Source organism: Paenibacillus aceris (assembly GCF_017874035.1).
Lineage (GTDB): Bacteria > Bacillota > Bacilli > Paenibacillales > NBRC-103111 > Paenibacillus_E > Paenibacillus_E aceris.
The window spans coordinates 71,341-93,536 of the sequence record NZ_JAGGKV010000017.1 but is presented as its reverse complement, the minus strand read 5'-3'; the positions used below and the strand labels follow the sequence as shown (position 1 = coordinate 93,536).

Genomic DNA, 22,196 nt, shown 5'->3' with positions numbered 1-22,196 from the left:
ATAGACCATGATTGGCCTAACTAGGACGACTCCTATATCACGTCATACGGCGATGATGCTCTGATTTGCGGTAATCCTTCGGCACGATGCCTTTGCTTTCCCGGAAAATGCGGGAAAATGTTTTGTACGAGCCGTAACCGACCTCATGCGCAATTTCCGTCACGCTCATGTCGGTGGACACCAGCAGGCTGCAGGCATGGCGCAGACGCAGGTCATGAAGAAAGTGGACGAAAGTCTGTCCAGTCGTTTGCTTAATCACTTCGCTGATCCGGGATGCGCTCATCGAAAACTGCGATGCGAGGTCCGATAAGGCGAGCTCCTCCTGATAGTTGCGGTGAATGTAATGAATGATGGGCCAAACCGCGTGATTTGACTTTGTTCCGGGAAGCGGAGGTATTTCCACCTCTTCGAGGGGCAGTGTTTGCTTCCAACGATAGCGGTCGAATCGAATGAGTATTTCTTTGAGCTTGCCTTTTAAAAGCGTCTGCCTATATCTTTCTGTGCCGTTGTATTCTTGATAAATCTCCTCAAGGAGAGCAAGCATCAACTGTTGATCGTGTCCATGCAGCTGGACATAGGCAGGCAAGGCGGTCATCTCGCCTAATAGCCCTGACAGACCGGGATCGTTCCCGGATTCCATCAACAGGTCCATGCTGAACATGCAGTTGTACAGGACAAGCTTTTGTCCCGGATCCGTAAAAATCTCATGCACTTGATAAGGCAGCACGAATGTGAACGTACCGCTTCGCATCTTGTGGGTCACATCATTGATGCTTTCCGAGCCGGTGCCTTCAATGACATAAGAGAATTCCAGGAAATCGTGGCGATGCGCCCGAAAGCCGTGCTCCAGCGTATTTTTGCTGATATGGAAAGGGAAGGACGAATGCATATTTGGATACGTTTTCAAATAGTCGGGAAAGTACGTCATGATAAGGCTAATCTCCTTCGAAGAAATGGGACGTTTTCCGAAATATAGGTGCGTTTTTCTACTGTATTTATTTTATCATAAAAGCAGGTCGTACAGGATGTACTTATGAGGAGGAACACACGGTGGGAAGCGAAAACAAAATTAGATTAGGTATTATTGGTGCTGGTAATATTGGCGGCGTGCATATACGCGAGTTTTCGAAATTGGCGGATTCCTGTGAAATTACGGCGATTACAGATGCCTACTTGCCTCTGGCGGAAGCCAAAGCACAGGAGTACGGAATTGCTCACGTAGCAGCGACGCCTGAAGATCTTATACATAGTCCAAATGTAGACGCTGTTATCATTGGCGTGCCTAACCAATACCATGCCTCCCTTGCTGTACAAGCAATTGAAGCAGGCAAGCATGTGCTGATCGAGAAGCCAATGGGCATTAATGCTGCAGCAGCCAAACAAATCCTGAAAGCCAGCGAAGCATCTGACAAAGTGGTCATGATCGGGCACCAGATGCGCTGGGAGGCTGTGCCGCAGTTGATCAAAGAGCAGGTGGAAGCCGGTGAGCTCGGCAAAATCTACACAGCCAAAACAGGCTGGTTCCGCCGCAAAGGAATTCCAGGCTGGGGCACTTGGTTTACGAAAATGAACGAATCGGGCGGAGGCCCGTTGATTGATATTGGGGTTCACATGCTGGATCTCGCGCTTTACTTGATGGGCAATCCGAAGCCGGTTTCTGTCTTTGGTGCTACGTATGCGGAATTCGGTCCTCGCAAGAAGGGGATTGGCACGTGGGGGACGCCGAATTGGAACGGCACTTACGATGTGGAAGATTTGGCGACGGCGCTCATTCGTATGGAAGACGGCAGTACGTTAACGCTGGAAGTGAGCTGGGCTGTTCATATGGATACGGACAATACGCCGTTCATTCATTTGATGGGCTCCGATGGCGGCGCAAGCTATAAAGGAGCATCCGGCAAGCTGCTGACCGAGAAGTTCAACCGAGCGATTGAAACGGATTTGAAAAAGCCTGAGAACGACGAAGGCGAGCGTCTCCGCCTCAGCCGTCATTTCTTAACATGCATTCGCGAAGGTAAACAGCCGATTACGTCCGCTTTGTCGGGCTACACGAACAACCTGATTCTGGATGCGATTTATGAATCATCCCGCACGGGCAATGAAGTTAAACTGAACTGGGACATCTAATTCATCTATATCTAGGAGGAAATACGATGCTAAGAGGGTTAACGGGAGCAGGGCTTGGCAAGTTGGAAAGCAATGAGCAGTTCATCGAATTAGCAGCAAAATACGGCTTTGCAGCGGTAGATATCGACGCGCTTGCTTTAGTCGAAAGCCACAGCGTTGACGGAGCGCGCGAGCTGCTGGGCAAGCACGGTCTCGTCATCGGATCCATCGGCCTGCCGGTCGAATGGCGGGGGAGCGAAGAGACGTTCCGCGCCGGCTTGTCAAAGCTGACACAAGCAGCCGCTGCGGCCGAGGCGCTTGGTTGTACGAGCTGCTGCACGTACATTCTGCCATCGACGGATCTGAATGCTGCGCATTTCATGGCGCTGGCAACGCGCAGATTGCGCACATGCGCGCAAATTCTTGGCGCTTATGGCATTCGACTCGGATTAGAGTTCGTGGGGCCGCATCATTTGCGCACACGTTGGAAGCATCCGTTCATTTGGACGCTGGAAGAAACGCTAGATTGGATCGATGCGATCGGCGAGAGCAATGTAGGGCTGCTGTTCGACGCATACCACTGGTACACGAACGGGTTGACGGTGGCCGATATTGAAAAGCTTCGTCCTGAGCAGATCGTTCACGTCCATATCAATGACGCACCGGACGTGCCGGTGGAGGATGTGCTGGATAACGGACGCGTGTATCCGGGCGAAGGCGTTATCGACCTGGCGGGCTTCCTGCAAGGTTTGGCGCGGATCGGTTATAAGGGTGCTGTTTCGCAGGAGATTTTGACAGCCACGCCTCCGGCGGATTCCCCTGAGAGCTTGGTACAGCGTTCCAAAGCAGGCTTTGATAAGGTTTACGCAGCGGCGGGTTTGTAGGCGATAGACAGAGACGGCTGCCTGCCACTCAACACAGACTATCAGCATGATCTTGCTTTTTTTGCTAGCAAATGTAAAATGAGCCTGGGGACATCGGTCCCCGGCTCATTTTCGCTTTTAGAGGGCGACTGTATCACGAAATGCCAGGAAGCTCGGCATTCGACAAAGGTTCCTATGATCCATCCACACAGTCCGACAACATTTTCATTCATTCTCGTTTACTATGTTCCTGTTCTACTAAATATGTCCAAATGAAAATGAAAAGGAGATAAGATCATGCAAATTAAGAAGAAGGATGATATTGGCTTGATTTTGGACAACTTTTCGTCGTATGCGAAGTGGGATCCTTCGGGCCAGAAACTATACCTTGTGTTCGCTGATAACAAGCGTGGTGGGCAGTGGACGCTGATGAACTACAACGATGACCGATTCAGCGTACATGGACGCGGCAAAGACTATTTGGATGAAAGTGAAGCATTTTTTGAAGAGCGCAACAGCGTTGTTTCGTTCTTATGGAACAACCGAGCTGCTCTGAAGGCAGCAGTAGATCCAAGCGAGTAGGCTGGACAAGCAGCCTGATCACCTGTTTAACGAAGAGGCAAAAGCCTCCGGAACCACCAACGACTGCTTGGTGGCTCCGGAGGCTTTTGGCATTCGTTCCTGCGAGAGCAAGGCGCTAACAGTCAAAGATTTGGAGCAGCGCCTTCTTTCTGCTTATCACGGTATTGCCCCGGGGTAATCCCCTCCTGCTTGCGGAAGGACCGGATGAAATTTTGCGAATTGTTATAGCGCAGCCTGGAGGAGATATCCTTGATCGGCATATCGGTTTCCGAGAGCCATTTTTTAGCCATGTTGAACCGGTAAGCCGATAAGTAATCGCTGAAGGAGCAATTCGTTTCCTTGCGGAAAATGCTGCTTAAATAATTCGCATTGTAATGCAATCTGGAGGCACATTCCTCCAGCGTTAGGTCGGTATCGTAATATTTTTGCACGAGATCGATGATTTTCTCTGAAATATTGTGGTACTGGGCATCCTGCCGGTCGCGGTAAATGCGGATCAGCGGGTGAATGACCTCTGTCCAGAACCAGTCTTCGATTTCCGCCGTCATATGCAGATCCAGAAGCTCCTCAAAGAGCGAGCCCTTATTCGGGTGAATCTGATTAAGCGAGATGCCGGACTCTTGCATCACCATCAGCAGGTTGTTCAGCAACCGGGCCAATGGAATCTGATATTCCTGCGGCGTGAGCGGCGCGGCGAATACGGCTTGCAAGAGCTGCCGCAGCAGCTCTTTGGACTTATCCTTTTCAGCGAGCTTAATAGCGTCCATCAATTCATTTTCGAGCGGCTTAGGATAGTTTAAATTCAAGAAATGTTTGCCTGAGTTAATGTTCTCATACTGAATGATGATGCCTTCCCCGAGTTTGATGCGATGTTTCAAGGCTTCCAGACCTTCCTTGTAGGCAATCGACATCTGCGAAAAAGCATGGATGGGAAGACTCATCCCGATGCTGACATGCAGATTCAAAAAGTTGAAAATATGCTGCTGCATCTGCTCTGTCAAAGCATAAACGGTGTTGCGGAAAGCGGCAGCTTCACTATCTGGACTGCCAATCAACGTTACCACCGTCTGATCGATAATGACGGGAGCGAGCCGCTGTTCCGAAGGGATGAGCTCCTCGATCATGTTGTGCGCGGCGAACAGCAGCAGCTCCATGTCCCTTTTTTCATAACGCGTATTGTCGATCGAGTCGATCTGCAGCGTAATGACGGACATCGTTTTCCATTCTTCCACATGCTTGGTATAACCAAACTGCGCTAATTTCTCAGGCAGCTCGCTCGTTTTGATATGACCCTGGAAAGCTTTAATCAAGAAGAATGTCCGAACCTGCCCGATATGCTGGTGAACCTCGCGTTCGAGCTGGGACTTGGATTGGAAAAGTGTATGGACGTGCTCGCCGATCATTTGGAATTCGTTAGCCTTCCGCTTCTGATTCACGGTGACAAGGCCTCCGATTTGGTTGAGCAGCAGCTGGATCGGCGAGTACATTTTGCGCGAAATAAGCCACGCGAGCAGCATGGACAGGAGCAGCATCAGAATACAAACATAAAGGGTGTAGAGTCCGATTTTACGCGATTCCTTGGTCAAGCTGTCGATGGAGGTCAATGACAAATAGGTCCAATTGTTCAAGTTCGAGTGCAAATAGCTCACGGAATAGCGCATCTCGTTGATATCTGCTGTGAATTGCCCCGTAGGAGCCGCCGCAAGCTGGCTCAGATCTGTCAGACCGGCTTCCGTAATGGATTTGCCGATCAGGTTGGCATCCGGATGCATGAGAATCCGGTTGTGCTCGTCCATAATCAGGATGTCATCCAGATGCTTGGTATCGCTTTGGATCAGATCCTGCAGGGAACAGGCGGGAATATTTGCGAGCGCCAAGCCGTATTTCTCCAGGCCGGTGGTTGGCAGCTTTTTGACCAATGAAATACTGTATTCACAGGTTACGCTCCGCGCATTTTCCTCGGTAAAAAACCACTTCGACGGATTTATCATCCACGAGCTGTTTTCCTGCGTGTTCATCAGGTTCAGCAACTGATCGTAAAAAGGATAGCCGTCAAAACGGTACAGTCCCGAATTCTTAATCATCCAGTTCTCGCGGGCATTGATCAGGATGACATCTTCCAGCTTCGTGTCAAAAGACTGCATGTACCGAATCTCACTGCGCAGATCGTCGTACATCATGAAATCGTTTACAGTTAGCGGCATATCCATCGCTTTTTTTAGCACGGTGGAATTGATGACCTGATTAAGTGTATGGTTGACAGTCGTTAATTTCTGCTCTACATTGGAGTTGATTTGGGTGATCAGCTGCATTTTACCTTCGTTGACATTTTTTTGGATCTCGTTCGAAGAGGTCATGAAGGCAAAGGCGCCGATGAAAATAACCGGGAGCGTGCTGAGCAAGAACCCGAAGATGGTCATTTTGCTGAGAAAACTTAAATTGGGCATTGCATCCAACACCTTATCTTAAAATAATCATTCTCACTATCTGTATATTGTAGTCAAGTCTTTCGTTAAGAGCAATAATCATCTGGCTGGCAAATAATCATTATCTCTGATTATGCCTGTAAAACGCTGCTGCAGCAAGGGGGAAGGGTCATGAGCAAACATGTACACGGGAAAGGTTTTAGGCACTATCGTCTATTCATCATCGGGCTGCTGATGGTTGCTTTGATCAGCGGTTGCACGAGAGGCGGCTCCAAACAAGAGGCTGAAGCGACCAGTGATCGCCCCGTCATTTCGATTATGGCACCGCTTCATTTTCCGCATCCGCCAATTCCTGAGATCGTTCAGGAGATCGAAAAGCTTACAAATACGAAGCTGGATCTGAACTGGGTTCCGGATGGTATATATACCGATAAAATGAACACAGCCCTCACCACAAACTCGCTTAAAAAAGCGACATACGTGAAGTATACCGATTACATGCTGATGAAAAATTCGATTCGCTCCGGCGCTTTTTGGGATATCGGACCTTATTTGGAAGCGTATCCGAATCTGAAAAAGCTGAACAAGGAGATTTTGGGACAGGCAGCTGTCGATGGCAAAATCTATGGCTTGTACACCGAGCGCCCCTCCTCCCGACAGGGCATTATTATTCGCGAGGACTGGCTGAACAATATGAAGCTGGCCAAGCCGACGAATGTGGACGAGCTCTATCAAGTGTTAAAAGCATTCACGTACGGCGATCCCGATCGCAACGGCAAGGATGATACGATCGGAATGACCGACCGGAATGATTTGGTGTTCGGCGCGTTCAAGACGCTCAGCTCCTATTTCGGTACACCGAATAACTGGGGCGTTGCGGATGGGAAGCTTGTTCCTGAGTTCGAAACCCAGGCCTATATAGACACGATGGATTATATGAAAAAGCTGTACGACGAGAAGCTCATTAACTCGGATTTCGCGGTCACCAGCAAAGAGGTTCAGCGCGATAAGCTGATCCGCGGTATCGCAGGCGTCTATATTGGCAGCATGCAGGATGTGCAGCGGCTTTCGGATGAGGTGCAGCTTGTGAACCCTTCCGCCAAATTCACCCTCGTGAATCATATCGAAGGGCCGAAGGGGTTCCGGATTTGGTCAATTCCGAACTACAGCGCGTTGTACCTGTTTTCCAAAAAAGCGATTCACACCGAAGCGGAACTCAAGCAGGTGCTGCAATTTTTTGACCGGTCGATGGATAAAGATGTCGCCAACCTGATGAAATATGGGTTGGAGGGGCGTCACTACACGACCATTGGGGACAAAGTCCAACTGCTGGAGGAGACGTCCAAGCTTCGCGTGAACGAAGTAAACGCGTTGTATGCGCTCATGATCGCGGATTTGAACAATCCGCAGGTGAAACAGGTGGCCGAGAGTGAATCCCTGTCACAGCTGGCGGATAAACTCAGCTTGGACAACGAGAAATATATTGTCAAAGACCCGACGCTGGGCCTGGAATCGAAGACCTATGACGAGCGCGGAGTGGAGCTGTACAAAATCGTCTCCGACGCTACGTACAATTACATGCTGGGGAAACTCGACAGAGCCGCTTTCCTGCAAGAAATTGAACGCTGGAAGCGGGGAGGCGGCAGTCAGATTATCCAAGAATATAATGATGCATATTCGAGGAAATAAGTAATTGGAACCGCTGATATTGGCGAGCGAGCGCCGAACCAACCACGAGAGGGCCGATAAGGTCCTCTCGTATTCGTAAAAGCCCCCAAGCCCGGCCGAGAAGGCCGAAAAGGCTGTCTCACCATCGCAAGCCTCCCGATTCCGGTCGAGAGAGCCGAAAAGGCTGTCTCGTGCCGGAAATTGGGCGTAATCCCGCCAAAACTCCCACGAGAGGGCCGATAAGGTCCTCTCGTATTCGTAAAAGCCCCTAAGCCCGGTCGAAAAGGCCGTCTCACGCCTCTATTGCTGTAATGCTGTTTTTCAACGCTATTCACCCCAATAATCATCTCCTCCGCCAATAATCATCATCTCAGATCCCTAGTAGAACTATGTCTAAATGAGTAAATGATTATTTCGGTACCTGCATACGACACTGTAGTGTAGAGCTTGTAGCAAACAAACAATTCACGGAGGTCTAACAAATATGAAGAGAAATTTAGTCTCGATACCGCTCGGCATTCTGCTCGTATCCAGCTTTGCACTGGCAGCTTGCTCAGACGGAGGCAAGGCAACTCCAGCAGCTACAAATGCAGCAACGGGCACAACGGCACCGAAAGCAACGGCTGACAACACACCGACGCCGATCACAATTATGGCTCCGCTAAACACGGCACAAACGCCGCCGGATACGATCATTAAAGAACTCGAAAAATTAACGAATACGAAGCTGACGTATCAATTTTTCCCAGCCGATACTTACGAGGAGAAATTGAATACAACTTTCGCAACAGGTGCACTGCCGCAAGTCACGTACCTGAAAAACCAAGCGACTTTCATTCAAATGAAATCCGCGATCCGCGACGGTCAGTTCTGGGAAATCGGGCCGCTGCTCAAAGACTTCCCGAACCTGAGCAAGCTGAAATCCACGACGAATGACAACACCAAAGTCGACGGCAAGTTGTATACGCTGTACCGCGGCGTAGATATCGCCCGTCAAGGTCTTATCTACCGCAAAGACTGGGCTGATAAGTTGGGCTTGAAGCCACCGGCAACAACGGATGACCTGTACGCGATGGCGAAGGCATTCACCGAGCAAGATCCAGACGGCAACGGCAAAAAGGACACCATCGGTCTTACGGACCGTAACGATCTCGTGTACGGCTCCTTCAAAACTTTAGCGGCTTGGCTGGGCACTCCAAACAACTGGGGCGTCAAAGACGGCAAGCTGCAGCCGGAGTTCATGTTCCCTGAGTATGTGAAAACGATGGATTACCTCAAAAAGATGCGTGATGAAGGTCTGATCAACAAAGACTTCGCCGCAACAAGTAAAACGGATCAGCAAAAGCTATTCACAAACGGAACGGCAGGCATGTACATCGGAGCGATGACAGACGTAGCGTCCCTCAATAAAGATCTGATCAAAAACGTGCCAACGGCAGTTGTAGACGTACACAGCATGGTTGCAGGACCAGACGGCAAGTTCGCTGCATGGGCGTTACCAGGCTATGCGAACGTGGTGCTATTCCCGAAATCCGCGATCAAGAACGAAGCTGAGCTGAGAAAAGTCCTCGCCTTCTTCGACAAAATGATGACGCCTGAAGTAGCGAACCTTGCGAACTGGGGTATCAAAGATGCGAACTACAGCATCGTTGACGGCAAAGCGAAAAAGCTGGACGAAGAGAAATGGACACGCGAAGTGAAGCCGTTCACAGACGCAGCAATCGGTGATGAAGATACGTCAGGAAGACTGCTCGGCATTCCGTCCATCCCTGCTCAAGGCAAAGCGGATGAGCTGAAAATCGCGAACCTGAAGTTCGCTGTGCAGGACCCTGTAGCGGCGCTCGATTCCAAAACAAACCTGGAAAAAGGCGTTCAACTGCAAGACGTGATCAAAGACGCAACGAACAAATACATCTACGGCAGCATTGATAAAGCCGGATTTGATAAAGCCATCGAGGATTGGAAAAACCGCGGCGGTAACAAAATTATCGAAGAATACAACGCACAATACAAAAAATAAGACGTGGACAGGAAATAAAGAAATAAGGAATCTTACTGGTTTCTAAGCGGGGAGGCTGCTTATCATCAGGAGCAGTCTTCTCGTTTTCATGAAACATCGGGAAAGGAAGAGAATTATGCAGGAAGTACATGCTGTGCAAAGCGTGGTGGAAAGGAAACAGAGCAGTGAACTCGGCAGGCGTCTATGGAGGAACAAATGGATTTATGTGATGCTGCTGCCGGGCATTTTATATTTTATCGTTTTTAAATATATCCCGATGTACGGATTGATCATTTCGTTCCAGAACTATAAGCCGTTCAAAGGGGTAAGCGGAAGCGAATGGGTTGGCTTTGAGCATTTTCAGCGTTTGTTTACGGAGCCTGATTTCTTTAATATTTTGAGCAATACGTTAATTTTATTTGTGATGAATATCCTGTTTTATTTCCCGATTCCTATCATCTTGGCGCTGATGCTGAATGAAGTGAAAGGGGAATTTTTCAAGAAAACGTTCCAAACGATCGTCTATTTGCCGCACTTTATGTCCTGGGTTATCATCGTTTCGATCTCTTTCGTAATGTTAACGATGGACGGCGGGATTATTAACGACATTATTGAGTATTTCGGATTTGAAAAGATTAATTTCCTGTTAGCTCCGGAATGGTTCAGACCCATGTACATTCTTCAAGTCATCTGGCGGGAAGCCGGCTGGGGGACGATCATTTATCTGGCGGCGATTGCTTCCATTGATCCGGGATTATATGAGGCAGCACGTATGGACGGTGCAGGACGTTTGCGCCAAATGTGGCATATTACGCTGCCGGCTTTACGCAGTGTCATTATTGTTTTGTTAATTTTGAAAATTGGTGCGGTTCTCGAACTCGGTTTTGAACATGTGTACTTGCTGCTTAACTCTATGAACCGAAATGTTGCGGAGATCATTGATACTTATGTATATACAGCTGGTTTAAAACAAGGCCAATTCAGCTACAGCGCGGCGATCGGATTGTTCAAATCATTTATCGGACTCGTCCTGGTAATGATTGTAAACCGTATTGCTAAGAAAATGGGCGAAGAAGGCGTGTACTAAGAAAGGCAGGAGGGCTGCACCATGGTAGAAGACAGAACATTAGCCGGGCGAATGTTTAGCATTATTAACTATTTGCTCTTAACGATTATTGGCTTGATTACATTGATTCCTTTTGTGCATGTCGTGGCAGGGTCCTTTACGACCAGCGCGGAGATGGCGGCGAAGAAGTTCGTCATTATTCCGACCGACTGGAGTATTGAGGCGTATCGGTTTATTTTTTCGACGAATACGATTTTTAAAGCGATGGGCGTTTCCATTTGGACGACATTGCTCGGAACGCTAATCTCCATGTTCATCACGGCTCTCATGGCATACGGATTGTCCCGAAGAGATGTGGATGGTCGCAAAGTGATTATGTTTATGGTTGTTTTCACGATGCTGTTCCACGGCGGTTTAGTGCCAACTTTCCTGGTTGTCAAAGAATTAGGGATGATCGACTCTTATATGGCACTAATTTTGCCGTCGGCAGTTTCAGCATTTAACTTGATTATTTTGAAAAACTTCTTCCAAAACATCCCGGAGGGGCTGGAAGAGTCGGCGAAAATCGATGGCTGCAGCGACTTCGGCATTTTGTTCCGCATTGTATTGCCTTTGTCGATGCCGGCGATCGCAACGATTTCCCTTTTTTACGCGGTGACCTATTGGAACACCTACCTGAGCGCGATCCTCTACTTGAATGAGAGCGCCAAATGGCCGATTCAAGTTCTCCTTAGACAAATTGTCGTTCTCGCGAGCGGTATGGACCACAGCATTGACTTGGACAGTGTGACTCCGCCTCCTGCTCAATCCATCAAGATGGCGGTTATCGTCGTAGCGACAGTACCAATCTTAGCGGTGTATCCGTTCTTGCAAAAGCACTTTGCTAAAGGAGCAATGATCGGTTCTATTAAAGGCTAGAAAGAAAGGACGCCAAACATGCAGACGCATACGCAGCACATCGAGAGGATCCGCCAGCTTCTTGCTGACATGGACGAATTGTTTACGGGCTTTCATGACTGGTTGAAAAAACAGTATGACGCGAAAAGCGGCGGTTTCTATTACGCAAACAGCTCGAAAGAGCTGTCCGGCGATGGGCCGGACATTGAATCAACAGCACAAGCGCTCAATATCCTTGAGCGCTTTGATTTAGTAAACAACCTGCCGGAAGAGATGAAGCGGGGGTTGATCCGCTTTTTTCAGAACAAGCAGGATGCTTCGTCGGGTTACTTCTATGATGCGAATCCGCTCATGCGCGAGGATGAAGTCATGGTATCGCGGGCCATCTCCTACAGCGGCGGTGCGCTGAGGAAGCTCGGCGGAAAGCCGCTGTATTCGCTGCCCTACGAGGCGCAGCAAGCGCCGGCTTACATGGAATCGCCGCAAAGCTACCTGGCGTGGCTGCAGTCGGTGCCGCTCGTGAACAGCTGGAGGGGCTGCGACCGGCTGTCCACCTCCAGCGTGTACGTGCAGCAAGTGGAGCCAGCGGAGCGCAGGGCGGCTTTTGCCCAGACCGCGTTCGATTTCTTCGCGGAGAAGCAGGATGCGCAGAGCGGGTTATGGGGCGAAGGCTCTTACTATGTGCGCATATCCGGGACGTTCAAGCTGCACATTTTTTATGATCGCTTCAAGGTGCCGCTGCCGAGAGAGGAACGCATTTACGAAAGCATCCTAAAGGCACTGAGGCAGGAGGAAGCGGCGGATATGTGCTATATCCGCAATCCGATTCATCTGCTTTCTTATATGAAGCTGGATATACCGATAGAAGAGCTGCGCGAAATCATTCAGATTACGCTGGCGAACATGAAGAAGCTGCTGCGCGCAGACGGGGGATTCTCCCGCGAGCTAGCCCATTCGCCGGCAGCGCCGAATGTCGCTCAGGTCAAGCCGGGTGAGTATTATCCCGGTATGCCCAAGGCCGTTAACATTGGCGGCGGCAAGGTCGAAGGCGACATGAATGCGGGGACGCAGGCGCTGCTGATCCGTTCCGTGTGCTACCGGCTTGCCGGTATTGAAGCGCCTCGACTACCAGCTGACGGCTTCATGAGCCTGAAATCGTAGGCCGGCGGCATATGGTTCAAAGCGAAAAGAAATTATCCATGCAGGCAAAAAGCACCTTGCTAAACCATGGCATTTATCAATTCGGCAATGCGTTGGCCAGTGTCTTCATCTCCCTATATTTATGGAAGCTGACGAATGACCTCTGGATCAACGGGGCCTTTCAGCTGATTATGCTGTTATCTGCACCAATTGCGACGATATACATTGGCAAAATCGCCAAAATCAAAGACCGGCTATATGCCTACCGGGCAGGGATTTATTTAACCGCGTTATTATATGTGCTCATTCTGGTCGCTCAGGAACGCATGGTGGATTACTATATCTGGTTCGCCGTTTTAAAAGGTGTTTCTACCGCCTTCTACTGGCTGGGCAATTTCACTATGATTTCCGATGTCACGGATAATCAAAACCGCCACAACTATTTAGGCTGGAACGCGATGGTTACGCAAGTGTCGAATTTGTCAGGGCCAGCGTTGGCAGGCCTGATCATTGCAAGCTTTTCAGCATTGAATGGGTATACAATCGTCTTCGGGCTTGCCTCATTCATGTTTGTTCTGGCGTCTTTGCTCAGCTTGCATATTAAGAAAAAGCCGACTCATCATACCGCCTATTATCTCAAGTATACAGGGTTGATGTTGAAGAAACGCCCTGATTTCACCAAATCACTGCTAGGCTGGTTCATTATCGGGCTGCCTCAAGGCATCATGATGTACGTACCGGCCATTTTGCTTTTTCAAGTGCTGCCACATGAGTCTTGGGTGGGGTATTTAAACGCATTTTTTCTAAGCTTATCGATTCTTTCAAGCTATGTGCTGTCGAAGAAGGGAAGCGAAGCATCGACCCGGTCCTATTTATCCATTTCCGCTTGGGGATTCGTGGTTTCCTCGATCTTCTTGCTGTGGGACATCTCGCTGTGGACCGTGATTATGTTTATGTGTGTGTCGTCCTTGTTTAAACCGCTGCAGGCTAATTCGTACACCGCACACTACTATCAACTGATCGGGGAATTGCCGCTCAAAGAGAACTTCCGGATCGAGTCCATCGTGATTCGAGAGTCTGTCATCAATATCGGGCGTGCGGCGGGTGTGCTCCTGTTCATGCTAATGGCTGGCGGAGCCGATCATGTCTGGATTCCTTGGATCCTTGTCTTTGTCATGCTCATGCAAGTTAGTATACGCCCGTTAATTCACAAATCTATAGAGGTATAGAAAGGGAAACTTATTATGACCGATTCTTATGTAAAATCACCAATGGAATGGGCGCGGGCTGCCTGCGATTCCATCATGAGCACGTACACGCCGATGGAGCTGCCGCCTGCCGGGCGTTGGCATTATCATCAAGGCGTATTTTTATGCGGAATGGAAATGCTTTGGGAAGCTGAGAAGGACGACCGATATGACGCCTACATTCAGGCTTATGTCGACGGTCTGATCGACGAAAGCGGCAATCTATACTTCGCTCGCGATGAGCTGGATGCCGTACAAGCAGGTCTTTTGTTGTTCCGCTTGGAGGCCAAAACAGGGCGCAGCAAATACCGGATCGCAGCCGACAAGCTGAGAAATCTGCTGAATACGCTGAACCTGACGTCCGAGGGCGGATACTGGCATAAAGACAAGTATGCCTATAATATGTGGCTCGACGGTTTATATATGGCGGGAGTCTTCTCGCTCAAATATGCGAATGCTTATGGAGATCTTTCCTTGCGCGATACAGTACTGCATCAGGAAGGACTGATGCGCAAATACATGAAAGACGATGCGACAGGACTGCTGTACCATGCTTGGGATGAAAGTCGCAAAATGCCGTGGGCGAACGCCGAAACCGGCTGTTCACCGGAGTTCTGGGGCCGTTCGCTTGGCTGGTACGGTCTGGCGGTTGCGCAGTTCCTTGATGAGCTGCCTGCGGGTGAGCCGGGGCGTGAGGTCCTGGTGGACTCCCTGCGTGAGTTCGTTCAAGCGTTGATTCGCTACCAGGATGCGGAGAGCGGACTGTGGTATCAAGTTGTTGATAAAGGTGACCAGCCGGACAACTGGTTGGAAACTTCCTGTACAAGTCTGTTCGTGTATACGATCGCCAAAGCGATTAAACACGGCGTAGTTGGCGGGGAATGTGCGGCAGCAGCTGTGAAGGGATATGAAGGTTTGATTCGCACATTGAAATTTGACGAGCAAGAGCGGATAATCTTGCCACTAATCTGCATTGGGACATCAGCCGGTGATTATGAGAACTATGTGACTCGTCCAACTAGCGAAAATGACCTGCATGGTGTTGGGGCATTCGTTATGGCTTGTGTGGAAGTAGAGTCTCTCGTGAAGATGACGGTATAAGGAGCATCCTATGGCTAATTACAACATAACAGCGTTTGGAGCTGTTGGTGATGGTGTGACGGATAATAGCGCAGCCATTGCCGCAGCGATTGAGGCGTGTGGAGCAAACGGCGGAGGAACGGTAGTGATTCCGGCCGGGACATATGTGACGGGAAGAATAGAGCTCCGCAGCTATATGACGTTGGAATTGGAGGCAGGCGCGCTCCTCTTATTCCACACTGACTTCGAGAAATATCCGGTCGTTCCAACCAGATGGTCGGGATATGAATGCTATGGCATTTCGCCGTTAATTTACGGCCGAGGGCTGAAGCAGGTCGCGATCAAAGGTCAAGGCATCATTGACGGCCAAGGCAGCGCTTGGTGGCAGGCGTACCGTGAGCTGCGCAGAGGCGGAACGGTGGAAAATGCGCTTACGCGTGAGATTTCGATAAAGAACGCCGCTTTAAGGCAGTCGGTAAAAAGCAACATTGTAGAGTGGGAGTCGCAATTTCTGCGGCCGCCCCTTCTACAGCTCATCGATTGCGAGCAGGTCAGTCTGGAAGGTGTGACCCTGCAAAACTCTCCCTTTTGGAATACCCATTTGGTGTATGGCAAGGACGTTCACATTCATGGGGTCAAAATCAAAAATCCAAGCGACACGCCAAACGGCGACGGGATGGACATCGACTCCTGTACGAATGTGCGGATCTCCGATTGCTTCTTTGACGTAGGGGATGATTGTCTCTGCATCAAATCAGGCATCGACGAGGATGGCCGCCGAGTGGGCAAGCCGTCGGAGAACATCGTCATCACGAACTGTACCATGCTTCGGGGGCACGGCGGCGTTGTTTTGGGCAGCGAAATGGCTGGAGGCATCCGTAATGTCGTCATTTCGAATTGTATTTTCCTTGGCACGGACCGCGGTATCCGCATGAAGACGAATCGCGCTAGGGGCGGCTACATTAAAAATATTATGGTCAGCAACATTTATATGGAGGAAGTGTTCTGTCCTATAACCATCAATTCGTTCTACCGACATGGCGTGGATGAAAGCAATCCGCTGATCGCTAGCCCCGATGCGGTTGCCATAACGGAAAGTACGCCTGTTGTCGAGCACGTCCGCATCCATCAAGTTACGGCAAAACGCAGCCGTGCTTCGGCGGGCTTCATCTACGGCTTGCCGGAGATGCCGATTCGGGATTTGCAGCTAAGTCACGTACACATCGAGATGACGACAGACCCCGGCGAGCAGGGGGATGAGCCGGATATGGTGCGTGAGAAGCTCATCATGGCGGGAGACGGCATGTTGTGCAAACATGTGGAAGGCATGGAGCTGCATCATGTTCGAATCGAAACGCGGCAAGGCCCCGCCCTTCGTCTGGAGGATGTCAGGGATATTGAAGTGAACGACTTGAAAATGAAGCAGCCGCATCCGGGAACTCCTGTTATTGCAGCGACTCGCGCAGCGGACTTATTCGTTAGTGGCCGGCAATCGGCGGAAAGCGGTTATTTGCAGATTGAGAATGAGACGGTAAGCTCCCACAACTAGCAGCATTCAGCGTAGAGAAACAGACGAACGAACAGAAGCATCACCTGTTATCCGTCTGTTTCTTTTTCTCTGCGCGTCGGTTGAGTATTAATTACGTTGTGGCGGCAATCTCACCCCATAATGTAAACGCATACATAAATAGATCAAAGGGGAAATGTGACTTGAACAAACGGCGTATGATTTCAGTATTCATGTCAGTTGTTTTGATGTTTTCGATGCTTCCTGTGGCGCTTGCTGCGGATCCGCCCGCGGGATGGCAGTTTCAAGCTTTTGGAAACGGAACGAGCGCTGCCAAGAATGCCGCACCAACGGATCACCCAGACGGTTCCATAACGATGAACGCAACTGGCGGGAAAATTGCAGGTACAGATGAGGGGTTATCTTTTTATTACAAACAATTGCCTAAGGCAGCTAACTTCGAAATCCATGCCAAGGCTTCAGTAAAAAGATTTGATAACACCGGCAGTAACCCCAACCAAAAATCATTCGGCTTAATGTTACGTGGTGATATTGTGGCAAGTAATGCAGACCAAACATCCAATTATGTCACTGTCGGCGGGGGTGTGAGGGATAACTCGAATACTTCTCCAACTGCTCTGCAGGTGATGTATAAGCAAGGAATTGTCGGAACAACGAAAGGCGGGAGTAATACTAAAGTCAATCTTAGTGTTTTAGGTACTTCAATGGCCAACCAAACCTTTGATTTAAAAATTAAAAAGTCTGGCAATGCTTTCGAGCTAACAGCCGATGGTGTAACGCAAAAGTTGACGCTTAACAACTTATTTAGCAATAATAATCAAATTTATGGAGGTTTGTATGTCGCCAGGGATGCGGAAGTCACATTTAGCGATTTCGATATCGTGGTGGACGAAAGAGTTCCCAGCCAACTGAAACTAGATGCAAACTCTATGAAAACCAATTATTTTGTTGGCGATGCGCTCGATTTAACCGGCTTAAAAGTGACAGCTGTGTATCCGGATACCCATGAAGAAACCCTTTCTGAAAGTGATTATATTGTAACAGGGTTCGATAACAGCACTGCGGCTATGAATAACTTGACCATTCATTTTAATGGACTTACAGGGTCAATTCCGTTGACTTTCAGAGAGATGAATGTTACCGCCATGGACATCCGGTACAAGCCCGCCAAAACCGACTACTACCCGGAGGAGAATTTCGATCCCCAAGGCTTGACGGTACTTGCCCAGTTCAACGGGGGAAGCACTTGGTCCGAATTGTCTAGTACGCAATATACGCTCTCAATTCCGCCTTCAGCTGCAACCGTAACGAATGCGACTTATACATTCACGACACCGGGGACGCATAAGGTAAAAGTATCCACAGTGACGTCAAATACCTATGCAACATTTGATGTCATTGTGAAAAATGCCCATCTGACGGGCTTAGACATCAAACAGCTGCCGCAGAAAACACAATTTTTCGTTGGCAAAAACTTCGATCCAGCCGGCTTGGTTGTAGAGGCGAAGTACAGCGATGCTTCAACCGTTAGACTATTGCGAAGCGACTACACGCTTTCAGCGCCGGATATGTCGACGGCGGGCACAAAAGAGATTACGGTTACTTATAAAAATGTGCCTGATCCAGATAAGACAGTCAAATTCCCTATCACAGTAAAACAGCACGCGATTATCGAAAGCCGAGTAACCGAATACCCGAAAACAACCTATGAGATTGGCGAGTCTTTTGACCCAGCGGGTTTGGAAGTGAAGGCGGTTTATGATAGCGGGGACCAGGTGCAGTTGGCGGATGCCCAGTTCACGTTAGATACCTCAGCATTCAATAGCACAAAAGCAGGGATATATCCGATTACGATCCAACCTGTAAATACAGCGATTCCACCAACTGTATTGCAAGTATCCGTCGTTGAACCTAGAGAGCACGAGTGGAAAGTAATCCGCTTTGGACAATCCACCTCAAACACGAATAATACGGTTACTGTCGGTGAGCCAGGTAAATCAGCTACACTTGTCGCCTTAGAAGGCGGCGGTAAAGTGACAGGCGACCACGACGGTATTAGTTTTTACTATACGGAGCTGGATGCGGTCAAAGACAACTTTGAATTATCCGCAGATATCAAAGTTGTTGCGTATGCCAAAGATCCGCATGACGGTCAAGAATCGTTCGGCATCATGGCCCGAGATGCAATCGGAACGGCCGGAGACTCTGCCGTATTTGCTTCAAACATAGCTGCCGTGGGCGGATACAGCGGCGGCACAACAAAGCAGAACGGTACGCAGTTGTTCGTCAGAAATGGCGTTACGGCTCCGAATGGCACAGGCAGCCAAGGCGTCCAGAGCAAGATGCTGAGTGCGGTGAAACCAGCCCTCGCGAATACATATCCAGCGGCCAATTATAAGCTAACGCTTACGAAAACGAATAGCGGCTTCACGGGTCGATTAAATACCGATAAGGCCGAAGAGATTTTTGCGCCGGATATTATGACTGTGCAGGATGGCGACAAGATGTATGTCGGCTTCTTCACCGCTCGTCTGGCAACGATCGAAGTGAGCGGCATAGACTTGAAAGTGACGGCTGCGCAAACGGATGCGCCTAAGAAGGAACCTGCACCGGTAGCCATCGATCCGGATATGAACCTAATCGGGCTGACGAGAACTTCAACGACCGCGTATTCTTTTGGGCTGAAATCCAATGTCAGCGGTGTGGTGACGATCAAGCAAGGATCAAGCCTCCTTGCGCAAAATGCCCAAGTTCAAGCGGGACAGCCCCTTGTGCTTAACACAACGGTTACGGCTAACACGTATACCAACTTTAGCGCGGCTTTCGTGCCCAACGATACACAGTATTTGACGAGCTATGGCAAAATCGTGAAAAACTTCACCGTCGATATGAAGACCTATGTGGATAACGGTGACATTTATGTATCACCAGCGGGGAGTGCAGGCGGAGACGGCACGATTAACAATCCGCTAGATCTCGATACGGCGGTTGATTATGTGAAAGCTGGCCAGAAAATCATGATGCTGGACGGCAGATATGTACGCAGCGCTAAACTGGAGATCAAAAAAGGCAATGACGGTATTGTTAATGCCATGAAGTATTTGATCGCGGCACCGGGTGCAAAGCCGGTTATCGATTTCGACAAGAAGACGGAAGGTGTCGTACTTAGCGGGAATTACTGGCATGTGAAAGGCATTGATTTCACAAGGTCGGCGGGCAATACGAAGGGTTTTACCGTTGGTGGAAACCATAACATTGTAGAGCTTAGCAGATTTTACGATAATGGCGATACAGGTTTGCAAATTAGCCGTATCGATGAGTCCGATTCGGATAAAGCGCTTTGGCCGTCCTACAATCTCATTCTGAACTGTGAATCTTTTGATAATGTGGACCCTTCGAATAACAATGCCGACGGTTTTGCTGCGAAGTTGACTTCGGGTGTGGGCAACGTCTTCCGGGGAGATATTTCCCATAACAATATCGATGATGGATGGGATTTATACACCAAATCAGGGACAGGGGCGATTGGTCCTGTTGTCATCGAGAATAGCATCGCGTATCACAATGGAACTTTAACGAACGGCACTGTAGGTGCGGGGGACAAAAACGGCTTCAAGCTCGGTGGCGAAGGCATCCATGTGCCGCATGTTATCCGAAACAGCATCGCTTTTGGCAATGGCGCTTACGGCTTTGCTAGCAACAGTAATCCGGGGGTACGAGCGGAAAGCGGGAATATTGCTTTTAACAATACCAAAGGCAATCTGAACTTTACGACGTACACAGGCATTCAGACCGATTTTTATATCAATGGCTTTACTTCCTATCAAAAGGATTACACCGCCAAAGATAATTATCCGGCAGCCCTGAATTCCGACACCAACTATATGTTTAATGGCTCCCAAAGTATCAATAAATCCGGTGTACAACTGACCGATGCCAACTTTGCGAGTTTAGTTCCGGCACTTCCTTACCAAAGAGATGCGGAGGGCAATATCATCTGGGGTAATTTCCTGAAGCTGGTTAGCCCGAGCCGTCCATCCCGGTCGGATTCAGGGGGCGGTTCAGTTCCCAATAATTCAGCTCCTAGCAGCACGGTGAAAGAGGTAACGGGTGGTGTAGAAATTACAAATTCACCAAACCAAGAAACGGTAGATGGAAAGAAAGTGGCTAAAGTTTCAATTGAAGCTGGCACACTGGCGAAGGCGATTGATCTCATCAAGAATAAGGAACCTAAAGACCAAACCATTATTGTTGAAGTAAAAGGTGCGGAGACTGTGGCTGCTGTGCAAGTTCCAGCAAGCGCTGTGAGTGCAGGGCTGCAAGCATCGCCGGATGCTGTGCTATCGGTTAGAGCGAATGGCGTCACCTACAATTTACCGCTAAAAGCGCTGGATGTAGATGGCTTAGCTGCAAGCTTAGGGACCGATGCTGCTAATGTAAAGATTAGCATTTCCATTGAGCAGGCAACCGGAACTGGAACTGCTGTTGATCAACTTACTGCCAAAATGAAAGAAGCGGGCGTCACTTCGCTAGCCGCGCCGGTAGAGATCAGCATCTTTGCTGAGGGGAACGGTAAGAAGACGGCTGTCTCCGATTTTGGCAGCACATATGTCTCCCGAGTTCTTACCGTGTCGTCATCTGTTGATGCAAATCACGTATCAGCGGTTTGGCTGAATCCGGTGACAGGGGAATTGGCTTTTGTTCCGGCGATCTTTAAGGTCGTTAACGGTCAAACTGAAGTTACGATGAAACGTACGGGGAACAGTTTGTATGCCATCGTTGCATCGGATCAGACTTTTGAGGATATGGCGGGACATTGGGCAAAAGCCGATGTGGAGCTGCTGGCTTCCAAACTCGTTGTCAAAGGCGTAGCTGCTCATACTTTTGCGCCAGATGCATCGATTACGCGAGCTGAATTTGCCGCGCTGCTCGTTCGCGCACTCGGATTGAATGAAGCGGGCACCAGCACTTTCTCGGATGTACCGGTGAACAGCTGGTTCGCAGGGGCTGTTGGTACTTCGGCCAAGGCAGGATTGATCGAGGGCTTTGAAGATGGTTCATTCAAACCCGGCGAACAAATCACGAGGGAGCAGATGGCCGTTATGATTACACGGGCGATGAAGTTTGCCGGGCAATCCGCCGCCATTGATCTTGCGCAGCTAGCCAAGTTTAGCGACAGCTCCGCCATTCATGAGTGGGCGAAAGGAGCTGTGTCCAGTGCGGCTAGCGCTGGAATTGTGAACGGCGTGACCGATACGACGTTTGTTCCTGGAGCTTCTGCGACTCGCGGGGAAGCAGCGGTTATGCTGAAAAGATTGCTGCAGAAATTGCAATTTATCAATTAAAGCTTAGGACGCCCTTGAGGGCGTCTTTTGTTTTTACGCCAGAATTTGTAGGGGAACCACTGGGCGCTATTTTGCCAAAAACAGCCCTTCGCGTGAGGGAGCGGGAACGAGGGGCCGCTATTTCGCCATTTTGACACATATTTGGACGTTGGAGGTTGAATAAGAGCCTGTAGTTCCCCACCAACTCAAGAAATTCCACTACTTGCATAAATAAGGGAATGTAGTTCCCTTATTATGGCGGGGCATCCA

Annotated in this window: 14 protein-coding genes; 12 read left to right on the top strand and 2 right to left on the bottom strand. The window is 49.4% G+C overall.

Annotated elements, in window-relative coordinates:
• Positions 1-37: 37 nt before the first annotated feature.
• Positions 38-928, bottom strand: coding sequence for an AraC family transcriptional regulator (locus tag J2Z65_RS25245; protein ID WP_167055682.1), 891 nt, complete (start codon positions 926-928; stop codon positions 38-40).
• Positions 929-1,050: 122 nt separating this feature from the next.
• Here J2Z65_RS25245 and J2Z65_RS25240 point away from each other — a divergent pair, with 122 nt between their 5' ends.
• The 3 genes from J2Z65_RS25240 (at position 1,051) to J2Z65_RS25230 (ending at position 3,551) form a co-directional block, all read left to right on the top strand.
• The gene (locus J2Z65_RS25240; protein ID WP_167055685.1) at positions 1,051-2,127 is read left to right on the top strand and encodes a Gfo/Idh/MocA family oxidoreductase; all 1,077 of its coding nucleotides are present in this window, start codon (positions 1,051-1,053) and stop codon (positions 2,125-2,127) included.
• A gap of 26 nt (positions 2,128-2,153) precedes the next feature.
• Positions 2,154-2,990, top strand: coding sequence for a sugar phosphate isomerase/epimerase family protein (locus J2Z65_RS25235; RefSeq protein WP_167055688.1), 837 nt, complete (start codon positions 2,154-2,156; stop codon positions 2,988-2,990).
• Between the two features lie 276 nt (positions 2,991-3,266).
• Positions 3,267-3,551, top strand: coding sequence for a hypothetical protein (locus J2Z65_RS25230; protein WP_167055691.1), 285 nt, complete (start codon positions 3,267-3,269; stop codon positions 3,549-3,551).
• A gap of 122 nt (positions 3,552-3,673) precedes the next feature.
• Here the strand turns inward: J2Z65_RS25230 and J2Z65_RS25225 are convergent, their stop codons facing one another.
• On the bottom strand, positions 3,674-5,998 hold the full coding sequence (locus J2Z65_RS25225; RefSeq protein ID WP_167055694.1) for a helix-turn-helix domain-containing protein: 2,325 nt from the start codon (positions 5,996-5,998) through the stop codon (positions 3,674-3,676).
• Between the two features lie 150 nt (positions 5,999-6,148).
• Here J2Z65_RS25225 and J2Z65_RS25220 point away from each other — a divergent pair, with 150 nt between their 5' ends.
• The 9 genes from J2Z65_RS25220 (at position 6,149) to J2Z65_RS25180 (ending at position 21,947) form a co-directional block, all read left to right on the top strand.
• On the top strand, positions 6,149-7,666 hold the full coding sequence (locus J2Z65_RS25220; RefSeq protein ID WP_167055697.1) for an extracellular solute-binding protein: 1,518 nt from the start codon (positions 6,149-6,151) through the stop codon (positions 7,664-7,666).
• Positions 7,667-8,129: 463 nt separating this feature from the next.
• The gene (locus J2Z65_RS25215) at positions 8,130-9,665 is read left to right on the top strand and encodes an extracellular solute-binding protein (RefSeq protein WP_167055700.1); all 1,536 of its coding nucleotides are present in this window, start codon (positions 8,130-8,132) and stop codon (positions 9,663-9,665) included.
• A 115-nt stretch (positions 9,666-9,780) separates the two neighbouring features.
• Positions 9,781-10,731 carry an ABC transporter permease gene (locus tag J2Z65_RS25210; RefSeq protein WP_167055704.1) on the top strand — a complete coding sequence of 317 codons (951 nt, stop codon included), beginning with the start codon at positions 9,781-9,783 and terminating at the stop codon, positions 10,729-10,731.
• A 21-nt stretch (positions 10,732-10,752) separates the two neighbouring features.
• A complete protein-coding gene (locus J2Z65_RS25205; RefSeq protein WP_167055708.1) occupies positions 10,753-11,628 on the top strand; it encodes a carbohydrate ABC transporter permease in 876 nt (291 codons plus the stop codon).
• A gap of 18 nt (positions 11,629-11,646) precedes the next feature.
• Positions 11,647-12,768 carry a hypothetical protein gene (locus J2Z65_RS25200; protein WP_167055711.1) on the top strand — a complete coding sequence of 374 codons (1,122 nt, stop codon included), beginning with the start codon at positions 11,647-11,649 and terminating at the stop codon, positions 12,766-12,768.
• Between the two features lie 11 nt (positions 12,769-12,779).
• Complete coding sequence (locus J2Z65_RS25195) at positions 12,780-13,976, top strand: MFS transporter (RefSeq protein ID WP_167055713.1); 1,197 nt, start codon at positions 12,780-12,782, stop codon at positions 13,974-13,976.
• A gap of 15 nt (positions 13,977-13,991) precedes the next feature.
• Positions 13,992-15,095, top strand: a complete 1,104-nt coding sequence (locus tag J2Z65_RS25190; RefSeq protein ID WP_167055717.1) for a glycoside hydrolase family 88/105 protein — start codon at positions 13,992-13,994, stop codon at positions 15,093-15,095.
• 10 nt (positions 15,096-15,105) lie between these two features.
• Complete coding sequence (locus J2Z65_RS25185) at positions 15,106-16,623, top strand: glycoside hydrolase family 28 protein (protein WP_167055720.1); 1,518 nt, start codon at positions 15,106-15,108, stop codon at positions 16,621-16,623.
• Between the two features lie 161 nt (positions 16,624-16,784).
• Positions 16,785-21,947: a bacterial Ig-like domain-containing protein gene (locus J2Z65_RS25180; RefSeq protein ID WP_167055723.1), complete on the top strand. Its 5,163-nt coding sequence runs from the start codon at positions 16,785-16,787 to the stop codon at positions 21,945-21,947.
• Positions 21,948-22,196: the final 249 nt, after the last annotated feature.

What these genes read in the sequence shown, in the direction of transcription:
- J2Z65_RS25245 (WP_167055682.1), bottom strand. Translation starts at nt 928, where the DNA reads ATGACGTACTTTCCCGACTATTTGAAAACGTATCCAAATATGCATTCG.
- J2Z65_RS25235 (WP_167055688.1), top strand. Translation starts at nt 2,154, where the DNA reads ATGCTAAGAGGGTTAACGGGAGCAGGGCTTGGCAAGTTGGAAAGCAAT.
- J2Z65_RS25230 (WP_167055691.1), top strand. Translation starts at nt 3,267, where the DNA reads ATGCAAATTAAGAAGAAGGATGATATTGGCTTGATTTTGGACAACTTT.
- J2Z65_RS25225 (WP_167055694.1), bottom strand. Translation starts at nt 5,998, where the DNA reads ATGCCCAATTTAAGTTTTCTCAGCAAAATGACCATCTTCGGGTTCTTG.
- J2Z65_RS25220 (WP_167055697.1), top strand. Translation starts at nt 6,149, where the DNA reads ATGAGCAAACATGTACACGGGAAAGGTTTTAGGCACTATCGTCTATTC.
- J2Z65_RS25215 (WP_167055700.1), top strand. Translation starts at nt 8,130, where the DNA reads ATGAAGAGAAATTTAGTCTCGATACCGCTCGGCATTCTGCTCGTATCC.
- J2Z65_RS25210 (WP_167055704.1), top strand. Translation starts at nt 9,781, where the DNA reads ATGCAGGAAGTACATGCTGTGCAAAGCGTGGTGGAAAGGAAACAGAGC.
- J2Z65_RS25205 (WP_167055708.1), top strand. Translation starts at nt 10,753, where the DNA reads ATGGTAGAAGACAGAACATTAGCCGGGCGAATGTTTAGCATTATTAAC.
- J2Z65_RS25200 (WP_167055711.1), top strand. Translation starts at nt 11,647, where the DNA reads ATGCAGACGCATACGCAGCACATCGAGAGGATCCGCCAGCTTCTTGCT.
- J2Z65_RS25195 (WP_167055713.1), top strand. Translation starts at nt 12,780, where the DNA reads ATGGTTCAAAGCGAAAAGAAATTATCCATGCAGGCAAAAAGCACCTTG.
- J2Z65_RS25190 (WP_167055717.1), top strand. Translation starts at nt 13,992, where the DNA reads ATGACCGATTCTTATGTAAAATCACCAATGGAATGGGCGCGGGCTGCC.
- J2Z65_RS25185 (WP_167055720.1), top strand. Translation starts at nt 15,106, where the DNA reads ATGGCTAATTACAACATAACAGCGTTTGGAGCTGTTGGTGATGGTGTG.